Consider the following 24,901-nt stretch of genomic DNA (forward strand, 5'->3'; position numbering starts at 1 on the left):
GATGAGCAGCAACGACACGATCACCACCGCGAAGCTCGGTACCGACGGTCCCGAGGTCGGCGTGCAGGGGCTCGGCTGCATGGGCATGAGCCACGCCTACGGCCCGACCGACGAGGCCGAGGCGCGGGCGACGCTGGAGCGGGCGCTCGAGGTGGGCGTCACCCTCTTCGACACTGCCGACGTCTACGGCTTCGGCCGCAACGAGGAGTTCATCGCGCCCTTCGTCCGGGCCCACCGCGACCGCCTCACGCTGGCCACGAAGTTCGCCATCGTGCGGCGCGAGGACGACCCGTCGTACCAGGCCATCCGCAACGACCGCGCCTACATCCGCGAGTCCGTCGAAGGCAGCCTGCGCCGCCTGGGTGTCGACCACATCGACCTCTACTACATGCACCGCCGGAACGTCGACGTGCCCATGGAGGAGACCGTCGCCGCCATGGCCGAGCTGGTCGCCGAGGGCAAGGTCGGCCACCTGGGCCTGAGCGAGGTCACGGGCTCCGAGCTGCGCGCCGCCCACGCCGTGCACCCCATCGCCGCGGTGCAGTCGGAGTGGTCGCTGTTCAGCCGGGACATCGAGGCGGGCGTGGTGCCCGCGGCGCGCGAGCTCGGCGTGGCCCTCGTGCCGTACTCGCCGCTCGGCCGCGGCTTCCTGACCGGCTCGTTCGTCAACGCGGACAAGGATCTGGCGGACGACGACTGGCGGCGCAAGCAGCCGCGCTTCACGGGTGACAACGCGGCGGTGAACGCGGCCCTGCTGGAGCCGGTGCGCGCGATCGCCGAGGGCCGCGGGCTCACGCCGGCCCAGGTGGCCCTGGCCTGGGTCCAGCAGCGGGCCGCCGTCCACGGCCTGACGGTCGTTCCGATCCCGGGCACGCGCAAGCGCTCCCGCCTGGAGGAGAACACGGCCGCCACGCGCGTCGTCCTGACCGACGAGGAGCTGACGGCTCTGGAGCCGATCGCCGCCCAGGTGGCGGGCGACCGCTACCCGGACATGTCCTTCGCGTCGGCGGGCCGGGAGTAACGGCCGTGCCCCGGGCGCCGGTTACCGGCCGTCGCCCGGGGCCACCAGCCCCGATTCGTACGCGAAGATCACGGCCTGCGCCCGGTCGCGCAGGCCGAGCTTCGCCAGGACCCTGCCGATGTGCGTCTTGACGGTCTGCTCCGCCACGACCAGGGACGCGGCGATCTCCTGGTTGGAGAGCCCGCGCGCGATGAGTTCGAGCACCTCCGTCTCACGCGGCGTCAGGCCGCGCAGCCGCAGGGCCGGATCCCGGCGCCGCGCGGGCCGTTGCCGCGCGAAGTCCGCGATGAGCCGGCGGGTCACGGACGGGGCGAGCAGCGCCTCGCCCGCCGCCACGACCCGCACCGCCGAGATCAGGTCGGCCGGGGGCGCGTCCTTGAGCAGGAAGCCGGACGCGCCCGCGCGCAGCGCCTCGTAGACGTAGTCGTCGACGTCGAAGGTCGTCAGCATCAGCACCTTCGGCCGGTGCGTGACCCCGGGCGGGGGGTCGAGGAGCTGCCGGGCCGCCTCCAGCCCGTCCATCTCCGGCATCCGGACGTCCATCAGCACCACGTCGGGGTGCGCGCGGCGGCTGAGTTCGACGCCCTGCCGCCCGTCGGGCGCGTCACCGACGACGTCGATGTCGGACTGGGCGGCGAGCAGCGCGGCGAAGCCCGCCCGCACCATGGCCTGGTCGTCGACGATGATCACCTTGATGGTCATGGGGTGGGTGCTTCCCTTTCGGAGCGCTGCTTGCGGAGGGGATGTGAGGGCACGGCGCGCGTCAGTCGTGCCCGGTGAACGGCAGCCGGGCGGCCACCCGGTAGCCGCCCTCCGGCAGGGGCCCGGTGTCGAGCGAGCCGCCGACCAGCCGGACCCGCTCCCGCATCCCGACGAGGCCGTGGCCGGTGCCGGAGGACTCCAGCGGGGCGTCCGGCTCCGCCGCCGCGTCGTTGACGACGAGCACCATCAGGCTTTCCGCGGAGACGGACACCGACACCCGGGTCCTCGCACCGGGCGCGTGCCGCACGACATTGGCCAGAGCCTCCTGCACGATGCGGTACGCCGAGAGGTCCACGGCCTGCGGCAGGGCTGCGGCGGCGGCCGCCACCTCCGGGCCGACCGAGAGCTCCACGGGCTGCCCGGACCGCACGGTCGCCTCCACGAGCTGCGGGATGCGGGAGACCCCCGGCTGCGGCGCGCGCTCGCCGCCGGGCTCCTCGCCGGTGTCCTCGCTGCGCAGGACGCCCAGCAGCCGCCGCATCTCGGTCAGCGACTCCCGGGCGGTGGAGGCGATCGCGGCGAACTCCTCGCTCGCCCCGGGCGGCAGCCCGGCGATGCGGTACGGGGCGCTGTCGGCCTGCACGGTGATCACCGACATGTGGTGGGCGACCACGTCGTGCAGCTCGCGGGCGATCCGGGCGCGTTCCTCCAGCAGGGTGCGGCGGGCGCGTTCGGCCTCGCTGATCGTCTCCTGCTCGGCCAGCGCCCGCCGGGCGTCGCCCCGGCCGCGCAGCGCGCCGCCGAGCAGCATGAGCACGCCGCCGATCACCACGAGCGCCACCCACACCGCGGAGCTGCGGCCGGGCGCGATGCTCCGCAGGGCCACGCTCGCCGCGAAGGTCAGCGTCCACACGGCCACCAGCGTGCGGGGCCGCTCGCGCAGCCCGACGGCGAGCATCAGCAGGAGCATGCCGATGATCTCCATCGGCGGCCATGGCCAGGGGTGTTCCGCGCGCGCCGGCACCCCGAGCAGCGCGGCCGCTCCCACGACGTCGGCGGCGAGGACGACCGCCCACGCGAGCAGCGGCCGCCGCACGGCGAAGAACAGCGGCCCGGCCTGGAGGAAGGCGAGGACGACGGCGAGGCCGGTGTCCAGCCCGTACTCCCGGACCAGGACGGTGCCGGTGACGGGCAGCAGGATCGCGACGAACACCACGGCGACGGCGTACGGCAGGAGGCGCACCCACCGCCGCCTGGCCTGGCCGAGGAGGGGTGTCGGCGGGCCGACGGGCGTGAAGAGCTCGCGCAGGAAGCGCAGCGGCGGCGACTGGATCATGACGCCCTCAGCGTAGGCGCCGTGGGGGCGCCCGGACGTCACACCGGGGTGTGGACCGTGGCGTCGTACCCAGGTATCAGTGACGCCTCCGCCACCTCACAGCTCGGCCAGCAGCTGGGCCTTCTTCGACGTGAATTCGTCGTCCGTCAGCAGCCCCGCGTCGTGCAGCGCGCCCAGGTGGCGGATGCGGTCCGCGATGCCGCCCGGGTCGGGGCGGGCCGCCGGGACGCGCAGCGCGGCCACCGGCGTGGTGGACCGTACGGCCTCCAGGACCGCGGCCGCGAAGGGGAGGGATTCGTGGACGAGACCGTAGCCCATGCCGAAGACGACCGCCGCCGGGTCCTGGTCGGCCTCGCCGGGGTAGGCGTCGGGGGCGTGGCCGCGCCGCACCAGCCGCAGGCAGCCGCCCGCCGCGTCGGGGGAGCGCCACTCGACGCTCGACAGCTCGTCGACGGGGAAGCGCTGGTCGCCCGCCTTCCACTTGGCGGAGGAGGCGCCCGTCCAGAACCAGCGGAAGGCCACGGCCGCGCCGTCGAAGGACGCCTTGCCGTCGTACGCCTTGAAGGACAGGGGCGGGGCGGGGGCGGTCACCAGGTGGCGCTCGGCGGGTTCGGCGGCGTACGGGCCGAGCGCGGACCGTATCTCGTCGGCGTAGTACCCCGCGAGGGCGTCGCGCTCCTCGGGCAGCACTAGACGGTAGGGGTCGCAGCCCTCCTTGAGCTGCCCGGCGGCGGCGTCCATCAGCGGGTCGGCGCCCGGTCTGGGCACAGCGCGCAGCACCACCGTCCCGCGCTTCCCCGGGGCCAGCTCGACGGCCGCGAGCGCTTCGTAGGGGACGCGGCGCTCGCCGAGAGCCTGGAACAGCTTCGGTGTGCGGATCCCCCGTTCGAAGCGGATGAGCACGGAGTCGGTGTCGAACTCCCAGGCGGCGTGGAAACCGGCCAGCACATCACCCATGCGGCTCATCGTATGCGGCGGTCGGCCGCTCGTCGCTACGCGCGTCAAAGTGACGTGCTCCCGTCCGGTGGCCGATATTTCCCGGGGTTTCGCGCCCGCCCCTCTTGACGCGGCCCCGCCGTCCGCGCCGTCGAGGGGGTCTACGAGAGATCGTCCGCGCAGCCGCTGGACGCCTTGGCGCAGCTGACCGCGGCGGGGACGCCGACGCCGATGCCGGCGAAGTTGGCCAGGCTCGTCGTGCCGGGTTCGAAGTAGCCCGCGTGCCCCTGCGCCCCGCGCGAGGACAGCAGGCGCGCGCCGAAGCTCGCGGAGACCGGGTCCGCGCCGTGGCCGAGGCCGCCGACCTCCAGGTGGGGGACGCCCTGGATCCAGTCGTCGGGGTCGCGCATCGCCCATATCCGGGCGCTGGTGCGCAGCTCGGAGACGCGGTCGGCGCGCATGCCGGGGCTGCCCGCGACGGCCACGTCCGTGACCCGGGGGGACATGTCGCGCACGGCGACGCCGCACACCACGGAGCCGTAGCTGTGGCAGAAGAGGGAGACGGGCGCGGTGCCCGGCAGGCCCAGCACGAGCGAGCGCAGGCGCAGCGCGCCCTCGGTGGCGAGCTTGCCGGTGGCGGCGTCCATGCCGACCCCGGCGGGCGAGGTGTAGTCGGCCCAGGCGATGACGGCGGTGCGGGTGCCGGGGCTCGTCTTCCGCTCGGCGGCGTAGAGGGAGCGGGCCATGCCCTCGGGCGCGGTGTACGCGCGCTGGGTCTTCTCGAAGGTGAGGACGTTGGTGTCGACGCCCGGCACGACCACGGAGACGCGCTCGGCGTGCTCGAGGTCGCCGGTGACCTCGGCGACCCGGCCGGCGCCCGTGGGGTCGAAGGCGAGGATCTGCCGGTCGTCACCCATGAGCGAGGCGAAGCGGTGCATGCGCCGCTCCGCGTCCTGGCGGCCGGCGGGTTTCAGGTCGCTCTCGCGCATCCGGTGCTTCTCGACCTTGCGCGCCTGGTCGAGGGCGACCCGGTTGGCGTGATAGCGCAGGGTGAGCGGGGCGCCGTCGAGATTGCCGACGACGAGGGGGTAGCGGTCGGCGAGCTGCTCGCGCTGGGCGCCGGTGAGGGAGCCGAAGAAGCGGGCCAGGGCGTCGGGCGCCGTCGTGGGGCCCGGCAGCGGGCGCCCGGCTATCGAGCCGTGCAGCCACGCGCTCAGCGACGCGGCCCGTACGTCCTCGCCCGCTCTGTGGCTTCTGACGGCGGTCCAGCCGGTGGTCGCGAGCATGACGAAGACCACGGCCAGTGCGAGCAGCGCGCGCCACACAGCGGTCGTGGTCGTCCACGGGGCGGAGGGGGAGCCGAGCTCCGGGAAAGAAGTCACCGCCGAACACCCTAGGAGAAAGCCGGCGGTGACCGTGAAGTCAGTGAGTCATCTCACGTTTGAAGTGAGAGTGATTGTGCACTCGTTTGCGCTTGACGATCAGTTGCGCCAGTTTTCCGCCAACGCCGGTCCCAGCTGGTCGAGATACTCCGAGGTGATCTCCCGGAGTTCGTCCAGCCCGGCGTTGCCGCGCTCGCCCCAGAGCTTGCCGGTCACCCGCATCACACCGCCGAACGCGGCCACCAGCACCTGGGGTCTGGGGTCGGTCCGCACGTCCAGGCCCTCGCGGCGGGCGATCTCCCGCGCGAGCTGTTCCTCCAGCCCGGCCAGGCGGTGCAGGTGGGCGGCGAACAGCTGCGGGGTCGACTCGATCATCCGGTAGGTGCGCATGTGCAGTTCCAGCGGCACGACCGCCTCGATGGCCTCGCCCACGCTGTCCCAGGAGGCGAGCACGGCGTTGCGCAGCGCGGTGAGCGGCGCCTCGGAGGCGGGCCGCAGGAGCAGCCGGCTGAAGAAGAAGGACTCGACCGAGTCCTGCACCGCCAGGGCGACTTCCTCCTTGTTCGCGAAGTAGCGGAAGAAGGTGCGCTGCGAGACGTCGGCGGCGTCGGAGATCTCGTCGACGGTCGTGCCCTCGAAGCCCTTCTCCGCGAATAGTTCGAGGGCGCAGCGGATCAGGGTGTCCCGGGTGCGGCGCTTCTTCCGCTCGCGCAGTCCGGGCGGTGCCTCGGGTCCCGCCACATCCTCGATCGCACGCATCGACGCCTCTCCTCACCCGCGTTTCGGCTGCTCAGGATAGCTGTGACCGATCTGGCAGCGGCCGTCTCATGAAACCGCTGGGCAATTGTCAGACGCTGCCATAATCTCGAAATATGATGTCTCAGACCACCGTCGCCGACGCGACGCCGGACCTCGGGCCCCGGAAGGGGTTACGGGGCCATCCCTGGCTGACACTGCTCTCCGTCGCGATCGGCGTGATGATGGTCACGCTCGACGGCACCATCGTCGCTGTCGCGAACCCCGCCATTCAGCGGGACCTCGGCGCCTCGCTCGCCGACGTCCAATGGATCACCAACGGCTATCTCCTCGCCCTCGCGGTCGCCCTGATCACCGCGGGCAAGCTGGGTGACCGCTTCGGCCACCGGCTGACCTTCCTCATCGGCACCACCGGCTTCGCCGCCGCCTCCGGCGCCATCGCCCTCTCCGACACCGTCTCCATGATCGTCGGCTTCCGGGTGCTCCAGGGCCTGTGCGGCGCCCTGCTGATGCCGGCGGCGCTCGGCCTGCTCCGGGCCACCTTCCCGGCCGAGAAGCTCAATATGGCCATCGGCATCTGGGGCATGGTCATCGGCGCCTCCACCGCCGCCGGACCGATCCTCGGCGGCGTGCTCGTCGAGCACGTCAACTGGCAGTCGGTCTTCTACGTCAACGTCCCCGTCGGCGTCCTCGCGCTCGTCCTCGGCGTGATCATCCTCAGGGACCACCGGCCCGAGGAAGCGCCCAAATCCTTCGACCTGCCGGGCATCGCGCTGCTCTCCGCGGCCATGTTCTGCCTGGTCTGGGCCGTCATCAAGGCACCCACCTGGCAGTGGGGCGACGCCAGGACCCTGACCTTCCTGGGCGTGGCGCTGCTCGCCTTCGTGGCCTTCGCCATCTGGCAGACCAGGGTCCGCGAACCCCTGCTGCCGCTCGGCCTGTTCCGCTCCGTGCCGCTGACCGCGGGCACGGTCCTGATGGTCCTGATGGCCTTCGCCTTCATCGGGGGCCTGTTCTTCGTCACCTTCTATCTCCAGAACGTGCACGGGATGAGCCCGGTCGACAGCGGTCTGCACCTGCTGCCGCTCACCGGCATGATGATCATCGGGGCGCCCACGGCCGGCGCGGTGATCACCCGGTTCGGCCCCCGCATCCCGCTGGTCGTGGGCATGCTCTTCACCGCGGCCGCCTGCTTCGGCACCGCCCAGCTCGACACCGGCTCCGGCACGGCGATCATGTCGCTGTGGTTCGCGCTGTTCGGCCTCGGCCTCTCGCCGGTCATGGTGGGCGCCACCGAGGTCATCGTGGGCAACGCCCCGCTCCAGCACGCCGGTCTGGCCGGTGGCCTCCAGCAGGCCGCCATGCAGGTCGGCGGCTCGCTCGGCACGGCGGTGCTGGGCGCGGTCATGGCCGCCCGCGTCGATCACCTGCTGCCCGTGAAGTGGGCCGGCGCCGGGCTCCCGCCGGTCTCGCACGACCAGCTGTCCCAGGGCTCCGACCTCATCGCGATCGGCATCGCCCCGGTGCCGCCGGGCACCCCGGCCCCGGTCGCGGAGAAGATCACGAGCGTGGCGCATGACACTTTCGTGTCAGGCATGAGCCTGTCCTTCACGGTCGCCGGCGTCATCGCGCTGGTCGCCGCCGTGTTCGCGCTGTTCACCAAGCGTGGCGCGAACGCCGACGCCGCGGCGGGCGCCGCGATGGTCTGAGCCCACCGGCACCTTCCCCGCCGACCGCCGTCTTCCCCTATCAGGGCCCCGCTCGCGGGGCCCTCTTGGCAGGGGCGGCGCCGGGTGGCCACGATCGACGCAGCAGTCGCCGATCACAGGGAGTGATGCATATGCGTACGATCCGTTTCGCCGCCCTCGCCGTGGGGGCCGCCGCCGGGCTGGCCCTCGTGAGCGCGCCCGCCGCGACCGCGACCGCGCCGGCCCCGGGACGGCCCGGCTCGTGCGGGGCCGGGCAGCTGTGCCTGTGGCCGAAGACGGACTACAGGGGCGCGCGGACGACGAGCGAGCTCTCCGGGATCGACATCGAGAGCTGTGTGACCTTACCGGCGAGCGCCGGCGCCGCCTCCTTCGTCAACCGCACCGGCCGCCCGGTCACCACCTACCAGAGCGCGACCTGCGCGGAGACCGGCGAGTTCGCGACGTACCCCTCGGGCTCCTGGGTGCCGGAGTCGCCGTACGCGGTGCGGGCCTACAAGGTCTGGGAGAGCTGAGCACATGCCTGGGCCCCGGCAGGCGATGCCTGCCGGGGCCCAGGTCGGGTGACTCGAAGGGGGACGCTTACGCGTCGCCGCCCGCGGCGCCGGGGTCGGCGGCCGTCACGTCGAGGAGCTGGTAGCGGTCCACCGCCTGCTTCAGGGCGGAGCGGTCGACCTTGCCCTCCTTGGCGAGCTCGGTGAGCACCGCCAGCACGATCGACTGGGCGTCGATGTGGAAGAAGCGGCGGGCCGCGCCACGGGTGTCCGCGAAGCCGAAGCCGTCCGCGCCCAGCGACTGGTAGGCACCGGGCACCCAGCGCGAGATCTGGTCCGGAACCGCCCGCATCCAGTCGGACACGGCCACCTTCGGGCCCTGGGCGGCGGCGAGCTTGGACGTCACGTACGGGACGCGCATCTCCTCCTCGGGGTGCAGGAGGTTGTACTCCTCCACCTCGATGGCGTCGCGGCGCAGCTCGTTCCAGGAGGTCGCCGACCAGACGTCCGCCTTGACGTTCCACTCGTCCGCGAGGATCCGCTGGGCCTCGACGGCCCACGGCACGGCCACACCGGAGGCGAGGATCTGCGCCGGGATGTCGCCCTTCTCGCCCGCCTTGAAGCGGTAGAGACCCTTGAGGATGCCCTCGGCGTCCACGTCCGCCGGCTCGGCCGGGTGCTGGATCGGCTCGTTGTAGACCGTCAGGTAGTAGAAGACGTCCTCGGCGTTCTCGCCGTACATCCGCCGCAGACCGTCCTTGACGATGTGCGCCATCTCGTAACCGAACGCGGGGTCGTAGGACACGACGCCCGGGTTGGTGGACGCCAGCAGCTGCGAGTGGCCGTCCGCGTGCTGGAGGCCCTCACCGGTCAGCGTCGTACGGCCGGCGGTGGCGCCCAGCACGAAGCCGCGCGCCAGCTGGTCGGCCATCTGCCAGAACTGGTCACCGGTGCGCTGGAACCCGAACATCGAGTAGAAGACGTAGACCGGGATCAGCGGCTCGCCGTGCGTGGCGTAGGCGGAGCCCGCCGCGATCAGCGAGGCCGTGCAGCCCGCCTCGGAGATGCCGTCGTGCAGCATCTGGCCGGTCGGCGACTCCTTGTAGGCGAGCAGCAGCTCACGGTCCACGGACTCGTACTGCTGGCCCAGCGGGTTGTAGATCTTCGCGGACGGGAAGAACGCGTCCATGCCGAAGGTGCGGTACTCGTCGGGGGCGATCAGCACGAAGCGCTTGCCGATCTCCTTGTCCCGCATGAGGTCCTTCAGGATGCGGACGAACGCCATGGTCGTGGCGATCGACTGCTGCCCGGAGCCCTTCTTGGCGGTCGCGTAGACCTTGTCCTCGGGGAGGACCAGCGGCTTCGCGCGCACGACACGGCTCGGCACATAGCCGCCGAGCGCCTTGCGGCGGTCGTGCATGTACTGGATCTCCTCCGAGTCGCGACCCGGGTGGTAGTACGGCGGCAGGCCGGACTCCAGCTCCTTGTCGGCGATCGGGATGTGGAGCCGGTCACGGAAGCGCTTGAGGTCCTCGACCGTGAGCTTCTTCATCTGGTGGGTCGCGTTGCGGCCCTCGAAGTTCGGACCGAGGGTCCAGCCCTTGACGGTCTGCGCGAGGATCACGGTCGGCTGGCCCTTGTGCGCCTTGGCCGCCGCGTACGCCGCGTAGATCTTCTTGTGGTCGTGACCGCCGCGGCCCAGGTGCAGGATCTGGTCGTCGGACATGCCCTCGACCATCTTCCGCAGCCGCTGGTCGTCGCCGAAGAAGTGCTCACGGATGTACGCGCCGGTCTCGGTGGCGTACGTCTGGAACTGGCCGTCGGGGGTGCTGTTGAGCTTGTTGACCAGGATGCCGTCGCGGTCCTGTGCCAGCAGCGGGTCCCAGGAGCGGTCCCAGACCAGCTTGATGACGTTCCAGCCGGCGCCGCGGAACTGCGACTCCAGCTCCTGCATGACCTTGCCGTTGCCGCGGACCGGGCCGTCGAGGCGCTGGAGGTTGCAGTTGACGACGAAGGTGAGGTTGTCCAGGCCCTCACGGGCGGCGATGGACAGCTGGCCGAGCGACTCCGGCTCGTCCATCTCGCCGTCGCCCAGATACGCCCACACGTGCGACTTGGAGGTGTCGGCGATGCCGCGGGCCTCCATGTAGCGGTTCATCCGGGCCTGGTAGATCGCGCCGAGGGGGCCGAGGCCCATCGAGACGGTCGGGAACTCCCAGAAGTCCGGCATGAGCCGCGGGTGCGGGTAGCTGGACAGGCCGTAGGGGGCCTTGGACTTCTCCTGGCGGAAGGCGTCGAGCTGCTGCTCGGACAGTCGGTCCAGGAGGAAGGCGCGGGCGTAGACACCGGGGGAGGCGTGCCCCTGGAAGAAGATCTGGTCGCCGCCGTCGCCCTCGTCCTTGCCGCGGAAGAAGTGGTTGAAGCCCACGTCGTAGAGCGACGCCGAGGAGGCGAAGGTGGCGATGTGACCGCCGACGCCGATGCCCGGGCGCTGGGCACGGGAGACCATCACGGCCGCGTTCCACCGGGTCGCGTTGAGGACCTTGCGCTCGATCTCCTCGTTGCCGGGGAAGAACGGCTCGTCCTTGGTGGCGATGGTGTTGACGTAGTCCGTGCTGCGCATCTCGGGCACGGCCACACGCTTCTCGCGGGCCCGCTCGATCAGGCGAAGCATGAGGTAGCGGGCACGTTCCCGGCCTCGCTCATCGACGGCTGCGTCGAGCGAGTCGAGCCACTCCTGGGTCTCTTCGGGATCGAAGTCCGGGACCTGGCTGGGAAGGCCGCCAATGATGATCGGGTTGCGATCGGATCCGGAAGCCACGCTGTTCCTTCGGTGTTCGGGTCGTGCTCAGCACGCGGTCAACTACGGTCTGCTGCTCTGTCGCGTCGGCTCCCATCGTGGACCGCGGCGACGGATACGTCATCTCTACCGGGCGGTAACCACCACTTCATGAGACGACGTGTCAAGGGGTGGCCGCCTGAGGGCGGCCAAATCGCAACCATACGCTCCCTTTGGGGGGTGCCCGCGTACGGCCGTTCGGGCCTGTGGGCCGTAATCACACGGGGCAACTTCGCAAACCCGGCAGAATGCTGTGGCATGAATCACCCGCCCGTGCCCTTCCATGGTGAGGGTTGCGGTGGGAGAGCCGCTTCCGTCACCGTTTCGGCGGTCTCGGCGGCCGGGTACTTGCGCGATCGGTCCGGCACGTGTGGACTACGGCCAATGACTCGCGTATGCGGGGAACACAAGACACTTTCTCGAAAGATGACAGGAGGCAATAAGTGAGCGCGACCGCGGACCACGCGGAGGAGCGGACCAACCCTGCCGCCAGGCTGGGTTTCCAGCCCGGACAGGTGGTCCAGGAGATCGGCTACGACGAAGACGTCGATCAGGAACTCCGCGAGGCCATTGAGGAAATCACCGGCCAGGATCTGGTCGACGAGGACTACGACGACGTGGCCGATGCCGTCGTCCTGTGGTTCCGCGACGAGGACGGCGACCTGACGGACGCGCTCGTGGACGCCATTGGCCTGCTCGAGGACGGTGGGATCATCTGGCTGATGACCCCCAAGACCGGCCGTGACGGCTACATCGAGCCGAGCGACATCAGCGAGGCGGCGCAGACCGCCGGGCTGAGCCAGACCAAGAGCGTCAGCGTGGCCAAGGACTGGGCAGGCGCCCGCATGGTCGCCCCCAAGCGCTAGCACCGGCCTCCGCAGAGCCCTACCGCGCCCCCCGGCAGCACCGCTGCCGGGGGGCGCGGTGCATGCGCCGGGGGGCGCAGTGACAGACTGGCCGCACCACCGCCGGTGGCCGGGGCCGCCGAGGATCGGGCCCCGGGGCCGGCACCCGTCGAGAGAGGGATGCGAACCCATGGCGATCGAGGTCGGCACCAAGGCTCCGGACTTTGCGCTGAAGAACCAGCACGGCGAGACCGTGCGGCTCTCCGACTTCCGCGGTGAGAAGAACGTCGTGCTGCTCTTCTACCCCTTCGCTTTCACCGGCGTGTGCACCGGCGAGCTGTGCGCCCTGCGCGACGAGCTGCCGAAGTTCGCCAATGACGACGTCCAGCTGCTGGCCGTCTCCAACGACTCCCCGTTCTCGCTGCGCGTCTTCGCCGAGCAGGAGGGCCTGGACTACCCGCTGCTCTCCGACTTCTGGCCGCACGGCGAGACCAGCCGCGCCTACGGCGTCTTCGACGAGGAGAAGGGCTGCGCGGTCCGCGGCACCTTCATCATCGACAAGGAGGGCGTCGTCCGCTGGACGGTCGTCAACGGCCTGCCGGACGCGCGCGACCTGAACGAGTACACCAAGGCGCTCGCGGCGCTCTGATACCTCGCCGAACCGTTGTTCGGCCTTTTTCGCGGCTTTTCGGAAGCCGTGGTTCCGCTCTGGGTGGGGCGGGTGTGCGAGTCCTGTGCGAGAAGCCTGTAATCGGTGGGAACCGGTCACTAGGATCCAAACGTTGATCCGATGCCATCGCACAACGGGGCGCAGGTCATGCCCTCCCCCTCGAACCAATGGAGGACTCGTGGGAGTCAGTCTCAGCAAGGGCGGCAACGTCTCGCTGACCAAGGCGGCCCCCAACCTGACCGCGGTCATCGTCGGTCTCGGCTGGGACGCCCGTACCACCACCGGTACGGACTTCGACCTGGACGCCAGCGCGCTGCTGACGAACGACCAGGGCAAGGTCGCCAACGACCAGAATTTCGTCTTCTTCAACAACCTCAAGAGCCCCGACGGCTCCGTCGAGCACCAGGGTGACAACCTCACCGGTGAGGGCGAGGGCGACGACGAGGTCATCAAGGTCAACCTGGCGGGCGTGCCCGCCGATGTCCACAAGATCGTCTTCCCGGTCTCGATCTATGAGGCCGAGGGCCGTCAGCAGAGCTTCGGCCAGGTCCGCAACGCCTACATCCGCGTGGTGAACCAGGCCGACAACACCGAGCTGGCGCGCTACGACCTCAGCGAGGACGCCTCGACCGAGACCGCCATGGTCTTCGGTGAGCTTTACCGCAATGGTGCCGAGTGGAAGTTCCGCGCCATCGGTCAGGGGTATGCCTCGGGTCTGCGCGGTATCGCCCAGGACTTCGGCGTCAACGTCTGACCGACACTGCCGCACGGCGTCCGGCGCCGCATGCCCCGTCCCCGGCTTCCCCGGGGGCGGTGGTGTGCGGCGCCGGACGTGCATCGGACACCGTTCAACTCGGGGAGGAAACAAGATCATGGGCGTCACGCTCGCCAAGGGAGGCAATGTCTCCCTCTCCAAGGCCGCACCCAATCTCACCCACGTCACCGTGGGTCTCGGCTGGGACGCGCGCTCCACCACGGGAGCCCCGTTCGACCTCGACGCCAGCGCCCTGCTCTGCGCCTCGGGCCGGGTCCTCGGCGATGAGTACTTCGTCTTCTACAACAACCTCAAGAGCCCCGAGGGCTCCGTGGAGCACACCGGTGACAACCTCACCGGTGAGGGCGAGGGCGACGACGAGTCGATCCTGGTCGACCTGACCAAGGTCCCGGCCACCTGCGACAAGATCGTCTTCCCGGTCTCCATCCACGAGGCCGACCTCCGCGGCCAGAGCTTCGGCCAGGTCAGCAACGCCTACATCCGCGTGCTCAACCAGGCCGACGGCAGCGAGCTGGCGCGCTACGACCTCAGCGAGGACGCCTCCAGCGAGACCGCGATGATCTTCGGCGAGGTCTACCGCTACGGCGGTGAGTGGAAGTTCAGGGCCGTGGGACAGGGGTACGCGTCCGGGCTGCGCGGCATCGCCCTAGACTTCGGGGTCAACGTTTCGTAAAGCCGCGCGCGGCGCGGGGGAACCCCTTAGCGAAGGATTGGGTAGCCAGTGCTCCTGAAAACCTTTGGCTGGTCGTTCGCCATCACGGCGGCGGGACTGGCCTTGGCCGGCGTTCTCTGGGGGTGGCAGGGGCTGGCGGTCGTCGCGATCCTCTCCGTCCTGGAAATTTCGCTCTCGTTCGACAATGCGGTCATCAATGCCGGAATCCTCCGGAAGATGAACCCGTTCTGGCAGAAGATGTTCCTGACCGTGGGCATCCTCATCGCCGTCTTCGGCATGCGGCTGGTGTTCCCGGTCGTCATCGTGGCCATCACGGCGAAGCTGGGACCGATCGAGGCGGTCAAGGTCGCCCTTCAGGACCATGAGCGCTATGAGGCGCTGGTCACCAGCGCCCACCCGGCCATCGCGGCCTTCGGTGGCATGTTCCTGCTGATGATCTTCCTGGACTTCATCTTCGAGGACCGGGACATCAAGTGGCTGGAGTGGCTGGAGAAGCCGCTCGCCCGCCTGGGCAAGCTGGACACCCTCTCCATCGTCGTCTCGCTCGTGGTGCTGCTCATCGCCGCCACCACCTTCGCCACGGCGGTGCCGGTCCACGGCGGCGAGGGCACGGTCGACAAGGCTTCCACGGTGCTGCTCGCCGGCATCGCCGGTCTGGTCACCTATCTGATCGTCGGCGGCGTCTCCGGCTTCTTCGAGGAGCGCCTGGAGGAAGCGGAGGACGACGAGGAGGAGGGCGCGCGGAGCCCGGCGGGCAAGAGCGGCAACGGCGCGCTCGTCGGTCTCGCCGGCAAGGCCGCGTTCTTCATGTTCCTCTACCTGGAGGTCATCGACGCCTCGTTCTCCTTCGACGGGGTCATCGGCGCCTTCGCCATCACCAACGACATCTTCGAGATGGCGCTGGGCCTCGGTATCGGCGCGATGTACATCCGCTCGCTGACGGTCTTCCTGGTCCGCAAGGGGACCCTCGACGACTACGTCTATCTGGAGCACGGCGCGCACTACGCGATCGGCGCGCTCGCCGTCATCCTCCTCGTCACGATCAAGCACGAGATCAACGAGGTGATCACCGGGCTCATCGGCGTGGTGCTGATCGGGCTCGCCTTCTGGTCCTCGGTGGTGCGCAACCGCAGGGCCGTGGCGTCGGGCGACGGCTCGGACAGCAAGGCCGAGGTCTCCTCCGGGGTGTGACTCCGGCACATTTGAGGAACGCTCTGATCGGGGCGGTCGTGAGGGTCACCTCGCGGCCGCCCCGCGGCCGTTCGGTTCACTTGGGGTGGGGGGTTCACAGCCATGGCGATCTGGGACAAGCTCTTCGGCAACTGGGGGCGTGCGGGCGAACAGCAGCTCGACTTCGGCGGTGCCAACGGCGCGGTCGAGCTGACCAAGCGGCACCCCTCGTTCTCGCTCACCAAGCAGGGCGCCGTCACGGGCAACCTCCGGGTCAACCTGTCCTGGCGGATGCGCACCACGTCCGCCTTCGACGAGAAGGGCACGCTGGGCGACGGGCTGCGCCACCCGCTGCGGAAGTTCCGGCCCGAGATGGTGCAGGCGCAGGGCCCCGCCTTCGTCAACGTCGACCTCGACCTCGCCTGCATGTACGAGCTGCAGGACGGTTCGAAAGGCGTGGTCCAGCCCCTCGGTTCGATACTGGGCAGCCTCAACAGCCCGCCGTACGTCCAGCTCAGCGGCGACGACCGGTTCGGTTCCGGGTCCGGCGAGACGATCTACATCAACATGGACCACCGCGCGGAGATCAAGCGGCTGCTGATCTTCGTCTACATCTACGACGGCACCCCCGCGTTCGACCGTACGCACGCGATGGTGACGCTCTATCCCGGCAACGGCCCCCGGATCGAGATCCCGCTGCACGAACGCGCCCCCGAGGCCCGCTCGTGCGCCGTCGTGATGATCGAGAACACCAAGGGCGAGATCATCCTGCGCCGCGAGATGAAGTACGTCTACGGCTTCCAGGCGGAGCTGGACCGGCTCTACGGCTGGGGCCTGCAGTGGGGCCGCGGCTACAAGTCGAAGGTGTGAGGCCGGCGGCGGGCTAACGGTTCCGCTGGAACTGCGGGCCCTGCGGCGGAAGGCGGAAGGCGGGGTCCGGCGCGCTCTGCCGCTGCGGATAGCCGTACGCCGGGGGCGCCGACGGCGGGACGGGCGGCGGCGGGGGATAGCCGTATCCCGCCGCCGGAGCCGCCGGAGCGGGCACGGGCGCCGGGGCGGGCGCCGGCGGGGCGGCCGCCGCCGCTTCCGGTTCCGCTTCCGACTCGTCGACGGAGATGCCGAACTCCGTGGCCAGCCCGACCAGCCCGGAGGCATAGCCCTGGCCCATCGCCCGGAACTTCCAGCCCTCCCCGCGCCGGTAGAGCTCGCCGCAGATCATCGCGGTCTCGGCCCCGGTCTCCGGCTGCACCTCGAAGAGCGCGAGGGGCTCCGTGCCGGCCGCCCCCGCGTCGTACAGCAGCACGCACAGGTCACGCACGCGCCCGAAGGGCCCGCCGTCCGCCGAGGCGGCCAGCACGACCCGGTCGACCCAGGGCTCCAGGGCGTAAAGGTCGGCCTCGACGGAGTCCGTCGCGCCCTCGACCAGCCGCTTCTTCGCCAGATGGCGGACGGCGCCCGAGGGGTGGCGGGGCTGGTTGTAGAAGACGAAGTCCGCGTCCGAGCGCACGCGGCCGCCGTCGCCCACCAGCAGCGCGGAGGCATCCACGTCCGGGATGCCCGGGCCGGGGGTCCAGCGCAGGACGGCCCGTACGTTACGGGCGTCCAGCGGGATGTTCGACCCCTTCAGCATGGCGTGCGTCATGCCCGCAATCCTGCCTTCCCCTACCGGCCGCGGACAACGCAGGGGCCGTCCGAGGTGTTCACCCATCCAGGAGGCCGGATTCTCATGCACTTGGGGAACTCTTGACCACCTCCCGAACGTACGATAATCGGCCACGCTTCCGGCTGGACGGTCCGGTGGGCAGCCGTGGACACGGGGAGAGTAATGAGGCATTTCGAGCACCTTGCGCCCTCGATACGGAATGGGCTGTTCCATAGGCAGCCCGCCGCCTTCGACGCGCACTCCCCGGCCGCCACGCTCGCCGTCGCCCTCGGGGCCACGCTCTACAGCCCCGCCACCCGGCCCGCCCTCGCCGAGGACGTCGTCAAGCAGGCGGACCGCGGAGTGGTCTCCATGGTGCTCTGCCTGGAGGATTCCATCGGCGACGCCGACGTGGACCGCGCCGAGGAGAACCTCGTCCGCCAGTTCCGCGTGCTCGACGACCTCGCCGCGACCGGCCGGAGCCTGCCCCTCCTCTTCGTCCGGGTCCGGCGGCCCGCCCAGATCACCGACCTCGTCCGGCGACTCGGCCCCGCCGGGCGGCGGTTGTCCGGATTCGTCCTCCCGAAGTTCACCGAGGAGCGCGGCATCCCCTTCCTGGAGGAGCTCGCCGCGGCCGAGAGCGACTGCGGGCGGCGGCTGTTCGCCATGCCCGTACTCGAATCGCCCGAGCTGCTCCACCTGGAGACCCGCACCGCGACGCTCGCCGGCATCGCCCGCACCGTCGACAAGTACCGCGACCGCGTGCTGGCCCTGCGGCTCGGCGTGACGGACTTCTGCTCGGCGTACGGACTGCGCCGCGCGCCCGACATGACCGCCTACGACGTCCAGCTCGTCGCCTCCGTCATCGCCGACGTCGTCAACGTCCTCGGCCGCGCGGACGGCACCGGCTTCACCGTCACCGGACCCGTCTGGGAGTACTTCAGACAGCACGAGCGGATGTTCAAGCCGCAGCTGCGCCGCACGCCCTTCGCCGGACCCGCGGAGGAGCTGCGCACCGCGCTCATCGAGCACGACATGGACGGCCTGCTCCGCGAGATCCAGCTCGACCGGGCCAACGGCCTCCAGGGCAAGACCTGCATCCACCCCTCCCACGTGGCCCCCGTGCACGCGCTCTCCGTGGTCAGCCACGAGGAGTTCAGCGACGCCGCGGACATCCTGCGGCCCGAGCGCGAGGGCGGCGGAGTGATGCGCTCCGCCTATACGAACAAGATGAACGAAGTGAAGCCGCACCGGGCCTGGGCGGAGCGGATCATGCTCCGCGCCGAGGTGTTCGGTGTCGCGCGGGAGGACGTGGGTTTTGTGGAGCTGCTGGCGGCGGGCGTCGGGGCGGCCGCGTGATGTGGCAGGGACGGTGGGTCGAGGACCGGCTCGGCATCGGACTGGAGGGCGACACCGCCCTGCGCGGCCTGCTGGGCCTGGCCCTGCGGCGCAACCCCAAGCGGGCGCACCTGCTCGTCTCCCAGGTGCTCGGCAAGCACATACCCGTGGCGCCGTCCGCGGTCCACGGCTCGGGGGCCGGGCTCGGGCGGCGGGTCCGCGCGCTCCTCGGTGACGCGGAGGCGGCGCGCGCCGTCGTCCTCGGCTACGCGGAGACGGCCACCGGCCTCGGCCACGCCGTCGCCGACGGCCTCGGCCTCGCGCCGTATCTGCACTCCACCCGGCGGCCCGTCCCGGGCGTGACCCCGGTCGGCGGCTTCGAGGAGGAGCACAGCCACGCCACGTCCCACCTGCTGCTGCCGGAGGACCCCGCGCTGCTGTCGGGCGACGGCCCGCTGGTGCTCGTCGACGACGAGTTCTCCACCGGCCGTACGGTCCTCAACACGATCACCGCGCTGCACGCGCGCTTCCCGCGCGAGCGGTATGTGATCGTGGCCCTGGTCGACATGCGCGGCCCGGCCGACCGCGCGCGTCTGACCGACTTCGCGGCCGGGCTGGGCGCCCGCGTGGACGTCCTCTCCCTCGCCTCCGGCACGGTGCGCCTGCCGGAAGGGGTGCTGGAACGGGGGCAGGAGCTGGTGGCACGGCACGAGTCCGCTCCGGCGCTGCCGCCGCCCTCGCGAGCGCGCGGGACCTTCCGCCGCCTGGACCTCCACTGGCCGGCCGGCGTCCCCGACGGCGGCCGGCACGGCTTCACGCCCGCCCACCGCGCGGCCCTGGAAGAGGCATTGCCCGCCATGGCCGCCCGCGTCGCGGAAGCGCTCCCCGCCGACGCCCGGCGCGTGCTCGTCCTCGGCAACGAGGAGTTGATGTACGCGCCCCTGCGGCTCGCGTGCGCGCTGGAGACGGCGCTCGGCGGCCCGGCGGAGGACCAGCCGCGCCGGGGGACGGGCCGCGCGAACCGCGTACGGGGATGCGACGACGCGCGGCGGGCCGGCGGAGCGAGCGGCCACGGCGAAGGCCGCCGCGAGACCGGCTCCGCCGCGGACCACCGGGCCCGCCTCCCCGCCGTCGACGTGCGGTTCTCCACCACCACCCGGTCGCCCGTGCTCGCCGTCGACGACCCCGGCTACGCCATCCGCACGCGCCTCGCCTTCCCCGCCCACGACGAGCCCGCCGACGGCCCCGGCCCCCGCTACGCCTACAACGTCGCGGGCGCCGGCTTCGACGCCGTCGTCGCAGTCGTCGACTCGCACGGCGACACCCCCGAACTGCACGCCCCCGGCGGGCTGCTGGACGCCCTCGCCCCGCACACCGGGCACGTCCTGCTCGCCGTCGTCCCCTCCCACACCCCCGAGGCCCCCACCGTGCCCGAGCCCCTCCGCGGCCCCGCCTTCTCCTCCTACGACCCGGAGGACGTCGGCTGGCTGCTCCAGGACCTCTCCGACGTCACCCTGGAGGCGCCCACCGAGGAGCGCGAGGAGGCGATACAGAGCGGCGGCGCGCACTACGCCGAGTCGCTGCCCGTCGAATACCAGCCCAGCGCGGAGTACCAGGCGCTGTTCCGCGCCGCGCTGGACGCCTCCGCCGCCCGCATGGCGCGCGCCGTCGGCGTCGTCACCGAGACCGTGCTGGCCGAGCGCTCACCCCGCCCGGTGCTGGTGTCGCTGGCCCGCGCGGGCACCCCCGTCGGCGTGCTGATGCGCCGCTGGGCCCGGCACGCGTACGGCCTCGACCTGCCGCACTACGCCGTGTCCATCGTCCGCGGCCGCGGCATCGACCGCACGGCGCTGCGCTGGCTGGCCGCCCACCACGACCCGGCCGACGTCGTCTTCGTCGACGGCTGGACCGGCAAGGGCGCGATCACCCGCGAACTCGCCGACGCCCTGGCCCATTTCGAGGGCTTCGACCCCCGCCTCGCCGTGCTCGCCGACCCCGGCCACTGCGTCGAGACCTACGGCACGCGCGACGACTTCCTCATCCCCTCCGCGTGCCTCAACTCGACGGTGTCGGGCCTGATCTCCCGTACGGTCCTGCGCGCCGACCTCGTCGGCCCGCACGACTTCCACGGCGCGAAGTTCTACCGCGAGCTCGCGGGCGCCGACGTCTCGCGCGACCTCGTCGACGCCGTCACCGCGCGCTTCCCCGAGGTCGAGGAGCGGGTCGCCCTCGACGCCAAGGACATGGCCGCCGCCGACCGCACGCCCACCTGGGCGGGCTGGGCGGCCGTCGAGCGCATCAGCGAGGAGTACGGCATCCACGACGTCAACCTCGTCAAGCCCGGCGTCGGCGAGACCACCCGGGTCCTGCTGCGCCGCGTCCCGTGGAAGATCCTCGCCCGCCGGGGCGCGGGCGCGGACCTCGGCCACGTGCGGCTGCTGGCCGCCCAGCGCGGCGTCCCGGTGGAGGAGGTGGACGGCCTGCCGTACAGCTGCGTCGGCCTGATCCACCCCCGCTACACCCGCGGCGCGACCGGCGCGGACGGCACGGCGGTGACCGCCCCGTGACGCTCCTCGTCGCCAGCGACCTCGACCGCACCCTCATCTACTCCGCCGCCGCGCTCGCCCTCGGCATGCCCGACGCGCGGGCGCCCCGCCTGCTCTGCGTCGAGGTCTACGAGAGCAGACCGCTCTCGTACATGACGGAGACCGCGGCGGAACTCCTCGCCGGCCTGGCCCGTACCGCCGCCTTCGTCCCCACCACGACCCGGACCCGCGAGCAGTACGCCCGCATCCGGCTGCCCGGCCCCGTACCGGAGTTCGCGATCTGCGCCAACGGCGGTGAACTGCTCGTACGCGGCGAGTCCGACACCGGCTGGCGGCGGCGGGTGGAGCGGGGCCTGGCCGCCGAGTGCGCCTCACTGGACGAGGTCCGCGCGCACCTGGTGCGGACCGCCGACCCCGCCTGGCTGCTCAAGGAGCGCACGGCCGAGGACCTCTTCGCCTATCTCGTCGTGGACCGGCCGCTGCTGCCCGACGGCTGGGTGAAGGAGCTCGCCGAGTGGGCCCGCGCCCGCCGCTGGTCCGTCTCCCTCCAGGGCCGCAAGCTCTACGCCGTGCCGGAGCCGCTCACCAAGAGCGCCGCGGTCGCCGAGATCGCCCGCCGCACGGGCGCGTCCGAGGTGCTGGCCGCCGGCGACTCCCTGCTCGACGCGGACCTGCTGCTCGCCGCCGACCGCGGCTGGCGCCCGGGCCACGGCGAACTCGCGGACGTGGGCTGGACCGCGCCGCACGTGACCGCCCTGGAGACGCGGGGCGTGCTGGCGGGTGAGGAGATCCTCAGGGCGTTCGGCGGGGCGGCGGCGTAATCTCGGTGGGTCGCACGGCCGTTGGCCGTCCCTCCCCTTCCGAGGAGCTTCGCGTGACCGCGTTCAAGGGCATCCGGATGACCCCGGAGCTTTACGAGTACGTCCTCGCCCACAACCCGCCGCTCGCCCCGGTGCAGCGCTCCCTCGTCGACCTCACCCACAGCGCGCTGCCCGGCGTCGCCGTCAAGCAGATCGCCCGGGAGCAGGGCCCGTTGCTGGCCTTCCTCGTCCGGCTCACCGGCGCCCGGCACATCGTGGAGGTCGGCACCTTCACCGGTCTCTCGTCCCTGTCGATGGCCCAGGCGCTGCCCGCCGACGGCAGGCTGATCACCCTCGACATCTCCGAGGAGTGGACGGCCTACGCGCGCGACGCCTGGGAACAGGCGGGCGTGGCCGGCCGCGTCGAGCTGCGGATCGGCGCCGCACTGGACTCGCTGCGGGCCATGCCGGCCGAGCCGCACATCGACCTGGCCTTCATCGACGCCGACAAGGAGGGCTACATCGGCTACTGGGAGGAGCTCGTGCCCCGGCTGCGCCCGGGCGGGCTGATCGTGGCCGACAACGTCCTCTTCAGCGGCGAGGTCCTCACCCCGAAGACGTCAGGCACGGGCGCGGCGGTGCACGCGTTCAACGAGCACGTGGCCGCCGACAAGCGCATGGACTCCGTCATGCTGGCGGTCGCCGACGGCCTGACCCTCTCCCGCCGGACCGGCTGACGGCGGCCCGGCCGGGCCTCAGCCGCAGCAGCCGCCACCGCAGCAGCCACCGCCACCGCCCGTACGGGGGGCGGGGGTTGCCGCGGCGGCGCCGGTGACGGCGACGGTCGACAGCAGCTTCACGGTGTCCGTGTGGCCCTCGGGGCAGGTGGCGGGGGCGGACGACTCGGCCATCGGGCGGTTGAGCTCGAAGGTGTCGCCGCAGGCTTTGCACCGGTATTCGTAACGAGGCATGCGCGTAGGATAACGGGCGGATTTTTCCCGGGCCCGCCCCTTTCGCCGGGCCCCGCGCCCTCAGTGGCTGCGGGCTTCCCTGATGTCCTGCACCACGCGCGCCGCCGCGTCGCGCACGGCCTCGTTCTCCAGCAGGAAGTGCCACCAGTCCGGGTGGCGTCCCTCCAGGCCGGCCACCGCGCGCTCCAGGCGGGCCACCGCCTCGTCCAGCGGCCGCGCGTGCCGCGGGTCCGGCGTGCTGCGGCCCGCCATCGCCAGCCGCTGCGCGTCCCGCACGGCGAAGCGGGTGCGCTCGACCTCCTTCTGGTGGTCGAAGGACACCTCGTCCAGCCGGCGCAGCCGCTCACCGGCGGCGGAGACCGCCTCGTCGGTGGTGTTCAGCAGGGCCCGTACGGTCGACAGCCCGGCCAGGGCGTCCGGCCAGCGCTGTTCGTCGCGCGCCGCCTGCGCCTCCCGCAGCTTCGCCTCCGCCTGCTCGACGGCGCGCTCCGCCTCCGCGGGCACCTGCTGGAGGTCCTGCCAGCACGCCGCGCTGTACCGGCGGCGCAGCTCGCTGAGGACGGGCCCGACACCGCCGGCGCGCGTGGTGATCGCCTGGGCGCGGGTACGCAGTGACACGAGCCGCTTGTCGATGTCCGCCGCCTTTTGCGGCAGGCCCTCGGCCTCGTCGCGGATGGCCTCGGCCTCGCGCAGCACCCGCTCCGCGCGGGCGACGGTCTCCTGCACGCCGTGCTGCCCGGCGCCCTGGTTGAGCTTGGTCAGCTCGGGGGAGAGGGCCGCCAGCCGGGCGGCGAGGTCGTCGGCGCGCAGGCCCGAGGCCCGTACGGCGTCGAGCGCCTCGCTCGCGGCCAGGAGCTTGCGCCGGGCCCGCTCGACCGCGGGCGCGAGCTGCGCCAGCCGCTCCTCGGCCGAACCCAGCAGCGGGCCCAGGCTCTGCCCGAACCGCTCCAGGTCGGCCTTGACCCGCAGCAGCTCGTCCTTGGCGCGGGTCAGGTCCGTGCGCGCCCGCGCCGCCGCCCCGGCGTCCAGGTCGTCGCGGTCGAGGTCGTGGGAGTCGACGGCGGTGATGTAGGCGTGCGACACCTCGTCGATGCGCTGCCCGAAGGCCGCGAAGTCGGCGGCCGCCTCGCGGGCGGCGGGGGAGGAGTCGGCCGCGCTGATCGTCTCGATGGAGATCCGCAGGTCGCGCTGGGCGGTGTCCAGCTCGTAGAACGCCGCGGCCGCGGCGTCCTTCGCCGCCTGCGCGTCGGCGCGCTGGCCCTCGCCGCGCCCCCAGCCCCAGCGGCGCGTGCCGCCGCCGGCGAAGGAGGCGGGCACCGTCGCGGCGAACAGGGCCACGGGCAGCAGCGCGAGCCCGGCGGTCTCCCGGGCCGCGGCGGCGGCCGCCGCCCACGGACGCCTGGCCCCCGGGGAGCGCGGACGGCGGCGTGCCGGTCGTACGGACTGCGCGATGGTCGCCGTCACTTGCCCTCTCCCGATGGATCGCCCCTGGCCCGGATGCCATTCTCCCACCCGCCGGGGACGGACACACAGGACGGTCGGCCCGCCGTGACACCCCGCACGTCGCCGCTGTCGCCGCTCGCGGAGACCGTGTGCCGGGCGGCGTCCTCCCGGGGAACGTCCCGCGCGCGCCGGCCTTGTACGGGGCGCGCGGGAGCCCGGTCCGGGTGCCGCCGTCGTGGTCGATCGTCTCCACCCGGTCCTCAGCGTGATCCGGATCCGGCCGCTGCCGGAGCGGACCCTGACCGGGCGAGCGCCACGCCCGGAATGCGGCCCGCTACCGGATGGGGGGTGCCCCCTCGATCGGGGTTTGCGGGGACCGGCCCGTGGCCATGTAGGCTGTCCATTCGTTCCCGGGCGCATAGCTCAGCGGTAGAGCGCTGCTCTTACAAAGCAGATGTCGGCGGTTCAAATCCGTCTGTGCCCACCAGCGCGAAGACCCCCAGTCGATCTGGCTGGGGGCCTTCGGCATCTCCGGATGACGGCAACGCCGGCCGCCTCCTCATAAGGACCGCGGCCTGGCCCTCTCCATGAGGTCGATGACGTAGTCGACCAACTCGAAGGGAGCCGTCGTGGCCGCGAAGATCCATGGTCGCCGTCCGTGCGATCACCGAGATCGGGTTCGGGTTCGTCTACCCCGAGGCCATCGGGAAGATCACTATCGGCGAGTAGAGCCAGAGACCACAGTGGGGGGGGGGGGGGGGGGGGAACCGGGGGGGGGGGGCCCCCCCACACCCCCGGGGGGGTCCCCCCCCCCCTCGTGTTTTCCCTGCTTGCGGGAGCGCCACAAGGGGTTTGT

22 protein-coding genes and 1 tRNA gene are annotated in these 24,901 nt (G+C 71.9%); 14 read left to right on the top strand and 9 right to left on the bottom strand.

From position 1 onward, the window contains the following. Position 1: 1 nt before the first annotated feature. Positions 2–1,021, top strand: coding sequence for an aldo/keto reductase (locus ACZ4A5_RS22045; protein WP_467586601.1), 1,020 nt, complete (start codon positions 2–4; stop codon positions 1,019–1,021). Positions 1,022–1,042: 21 nt separating this feature from the next. Here the strand turns inward: ACZ4A5_RS22045 and ACZ4A5_RS22050 are convergent, their stop codons facing one another. The 5 genes from ACZ4A5_RS22050 to ACZ4A5_RS22070 form a co-directional block, all read right to left on the bottom strand. Next, a complete protein-coding gene (locus ACZ4A5_RS22050; RefSeq protein WP_398867464.1) occupies positions 1,043–1,723 on the bottom strand; it encodes a response regulator in 681 nt (226 codons plus the stop codon). 61 nt (positions 1,724–1,784) lie between these two features. Further along, on the bottom strand, positions 1,785–3,059 hold the full coding sequence (locus ACZ4A5_RS22055; RefSeq protein WP_467586604.1) for a sensor histidine kinase: 1,275 nt from the start codon (positions 3,057–3,059) through the stop codon (positions 1,785–1,787). 96 nt (positions 3,060–3,155) lie between these two features. Next, positions 3,156–4,016, bottom strand: a complete 861-nt coding sequence (locus tag ACZ4A5_RS22060) for a DUF4429 domain-containing protein (protein WP_467586607.1) — start codon at positions 4,014–4,016, stop codon at positions 3,156–3,158. A gap of 140 nt (positions 4,017–4,156) precedes the next feature. After that, a complete protein-coding gene (locus ACZ4A5_RS22065) occupies positions 4,157–5,377 on the bottom strand; it encodes an alpha/beta hydrolase (protein WP_467586610.1) in 1,221 nt (406 codons plus the stop codon). Positions 5,378–5,476: 99 nt separating this feature from the next. Then, the gene (locus ACZ4A5_RS22070; RefSeq protein WP_467586613.1) at positions 5,477–6,136 is read right to left on the bottom strand and encodes a TetR family transcriptional regulator; all 660 of its coding nucleotides are present in this window, start codon (positions 6,134–6,136) and stop codon (positions 5,477–5,479) included. A gap of 113 nt (positions 6,137–6,249) precedes the next feature. Here ACZ4A5_RS22070 and ACZ4A5_RS22075 point away from each other — a divergent pair, with 113 nt between their 5' ends. Both ACZ4A5_RS22075 and ACZ4A5_RS22080 read left to right on the top strand, forming a co-directional pair. Beyond that, entirely contained in the window at positions 6,250–7,842 is a 1,593-nt protein-coding gene (locus ACZ4A5_RS22075) for an MFS transporter (protein WP_467586616.1), read from the top strand. 131 nt (positions 7,843–7,973) lie between these two features. Further along, positions 7,974–8,354, top strand: coding sequence for a peptidase inhibitor family I36 protein (locus tag ACZ4A5_RS22080; RefSeq protein WP_467586619.1), 381 nt, complete (start codon positions 7,974–7,976; stop codon positions 8,352–8,354). Positions 8,355–8,421: 67 nt separating this feature from the next. Here ACZ4A5_RS22080 and aceE read toward each other — a convergent pair whose 3' ends face one another. After that, on the bottom strand, positions 8,422–11,154 hold the full coding sequence (gene aceE / locus ACZ4A5_RS22085) for a pyruvate dehydrogenase (acetyl-transferring), homodimeric type (protein ID WP_467586621.1): 2,733 nt from the start codon (positions 11,152–11,154) through the stop codon (positions 8,422–8,424). A gap of 461 nt (positions 11,155–11,615) precedes the next feature. Here aceE and ACZ4A5_RS22090 point away from each other — a divergent pair, with 461 nt between their 5' ends. The 6 genes from ACZ4A5_RS22090 to ACZ4A5_RS22115 all read left to right on the top strand — a co-directional run bounded on the left by ACZ4A5_RS22090 (position 11,616) and on the right by ACZ4A5_RS22115 (position 16,175). After that, positions 11,616–12,038, top strand: coding sequence for a DUF3052 domain-containing protein (locus tag ACZ4A5_RS22090; protein WP_467586624.1), 423 nt, complete (start codon positions 11,616–11,618; stop codon positions 12,036–12,038). Between the two features lie 169 nt (positions 12,039–12,207). After that, positions 12,208–12,666: a peroxiredoxin gene (locus ACZ4A5_RS22095; RefSeq protein WP_116211479.1), complete on the top strand. Its 459-nt coding sequence runs from the start codon at positions 12,208–12,210 to the stop codon at positions 12,664–12,666. Positions 12,667–12,865: 199 nt separating this feature from the next. Next, the gene (locus ACZ4A5_RS22100) at positions 12,866–13,441 is read left to right on the top strand and encodes a TerD family protein (protein WP_301887664.1); all 576 of its coding nucleotides are present in this window, start codon (positions 12,866–12,868) and stop codon (positions 13,439–13,441) included. Between the two features lie 118 nt (positions 13,442–13,559). Beyond that, positions 13,560–14,135: a TerD family protein gene (locus ACZ4A5_RS22105; RefSeq protein WP_361529330.1), complete on the top strand. Its 576-nt coding sequence runs from the start codon at positions 13,560–13,562 to the stop codon at positions 14,133–14,135. A 48-nt stretch (positions 14,136–14,183) separates the two neighbouring features. Beyond that, positions 14,184–15,326, top strand: coding sequence for a DUF475 domain-containing protein (locus tag ACZ4A5_RS22110; protein ID WP_467586629.1), 1,143 nt, complete (start codon positions 14,184–14,186; stop codon positions 15,324–15,326). Positions 15,327–15,428: 102 nt separating this feature from the next. Beyond that, on the top strand, positions 15,429–16,175 hold the full coding sequence (locus ACZ4A5_RS22115) for a TerD family protein (protein WP_467586632.1): 747 nt from the start codon (positions 15,429–15,431) through the stop codon (positions 16,173–16,175). A 13-nt stretch (positions 16,176–16,188) separates the two neighbouring features. Here ACZ4A5_RS22115 and ACZ4A5_RS22120 read toward each other — a convergent pair whose 3' ends face one another. Next, on the bottom strand, positions 16,189–16,947 hold the full coding sequence (locus ACZ4A5_RS22120) for a TerD family protein (protein ID WP_467586635.1): 759 nt from the start codon (positions 16,945–16,947) through the stop codon (positions 16,189–16,191). A 183-nt stretch (positions 16,948–17,130) separates the two neighbouring features. Between ACZ4A5_RS22120 and ACZ4A5_RS22125 the strand changes: the two genes are divergently transcribed. The 4 genes from ACZ4A5_RS22125 to ACZ4A5_RS22140 all read left to right on the top strand — a co-directional run bounded on the left by ACZ4A5_RS22125 (position 17,131) and on the right by ACZ4A5_RS22140 (position 22,368). Further along, positions 17,131–18,306: an HpcH/HpaI aldolase/citrate lyase family protein gene (locus ACZ4A5_RS22125; RefSeq protein WP_467586638.1), complete on the top strand. Its 1,176-nt coding sequence runs from the start codon at positions 17,131–17,133 to the stop codon at positions 18,304–18,306. Continuing rightward, complete coding sequence (locus tag ACZ4A5_RS22130; RefSeq protein WP_467586650.1) at positions 18,306–20,852, top strand: phosphoribosyltransferase; 2,547 nt, start codon at positions 18,306–18,308, stop codon at positions 20,850–20,852. Before ACZ4A5_RS22125 ends, ACZ4A5_RS22130 begins: the two co-directional genes overlap by 1 nt. Next, on the top strand, positions 20,849–21,652 hold the full coding sequence (locus tag ACZ4A5_RS22135; protein ID WP_467586641.1) for an HAD family hydrolase: 804 nt from the start codon (positions 20,849–20,851) through the stop codon (positions 21,650–21,652). The genes ACZ4A5_RS22130 and ACZ4A5_RS22135 overlap by 4 nt, the downstream gene beginning before the upstream one ends. 77 nt (positions 21,653–21,729) lie before the next feature. After that, the gene (locus tag ACZ4A5_RS22140) at positions 21,730–22,368 is read left to right on the top strand and encodes an O-methyltransferase (protein ID WP_467586654.1); all 639 of its coding nucleotides are present in this window, start codon (positions 21,730–21,732) and stop codon (positions 22,366–22,368) included. 18 nt (positions 22,369–22,386) lie between these two features. On the opposite strand, the gene ACZ4A5_RS22145 is transcribed toward ACZ4A5_RS22140, so the two are convergent. Together ACZ4A5_RS22145 and ACZ4A5_RS22150 are read right to left on the bottom strand one after the other, a co-directional pair. Next, positions 22,387–22,602 (bottom strand): FmdB family zinc ribbon protein, encoded by a 216-nt coding sequence (locus ACZ4A5_RS22145; protein ID WP_467586644.1) that lies wholly within the window; start codon positions 22,600–22,602, stop codon positions 22,387–22,389. Positions 22,603–22,662: 60 nt separating this feature from the next. Next, entirely contained in the window at positions 22,663–24,066 is a 1,404-nt protein-coding gene (locus tag ACZ4A5_RS22150; RefSeq protein ID WP_467586647.1) for a hypothetical protein, read from the bottom strand. Positions 24,067–24,457: 391 nt separating this feature from the next. Here ACZ4A5_RS22150 and ACZ4A5_RS22155 point away from each other — a divergent pair. Further along, a tRNA-Val gene (locus ACZ4A5_RS22155) sits at positions 24,458–24,532 on the top strand. Positions 24,533–24,901: the final 369 nt, after the last annotated feature.

The sequence above is a fragment of the Streptomyces sp. NPDC025618 genome (assembly GCF_055558795.1).